Source organism: Vibrio sp. A8-1 (assembly GCF_013048685.1).
Taxonomy (GTDB): domain Bacteria; phylum Pseudomonadota; class Gammaproteobacteria; order Enterobacterales; family Vibrionaceae; genus Vibrio; species Vibrio metschnikovii.
Window position 1 is genome coordinate 1 of sequence record NZ_VHTC01000132.1, and the last position, 525, is coordinate 525.

The following is a 525-nucleotide window of genomic DNA, read 5'->3' on the forward strand; positions in this document are numbered from 1 at the left end:
ACTCGACTTGGTCAAAGATGGTTGAGGCGGTCAGTTTAATCCCCATCAGCGCTTGCGTACTCTCCTGACGATAGTAGGGTGCACCTGCAAAAAACTTGTGAAGAGCCATCAGGCTGCGGGCACTGTAGCCATACTTCTGGCTTGGCTCTCCATCATTTATCACGTCATTAGGTAACTTGGCAGTGAAGTACTGACCACAGGCATTGCAACGTAGCCGCTCCATAACGTGTTGCTCTGGGACGAACGGACTTTGCCCAGTGATCCGCAACAGCGTAGCGGGCTCGTATTTATATAACTTGCCTTTTTGACACTCGGGGCAACTATCGCCTTTCTTTAGATCGTCCAGTTTATGCTGAGTGACTTTCGGTTTCACTGGTGGTGTGCTGGGTTGGGTATTTAGAAGTGGACCCCAACGGTTGGACACATAAGCTCATTTCTTAAGTGGTTGACCCAGCTCATGCTGCGTATCTTTGCCTACCGAAGTAGGCCTCATCAGGAGTGAGGTTATTGAGTCCTTGATGGTTA

The 525-nt window shown here is 49.5% G+C and carries 1 pseudogene; it reads right to left on the reverse strand.

Going from position 1 to position 525, the window contains the following annotated elements:
- Positions 1-424 (reverse strand): annotated as a pseudogene (locus FKN93_RS17580) (hypothetical protein); the annotation flags it as partial.
- Positions 425-525: the final 101 nt, after the last annotated feature.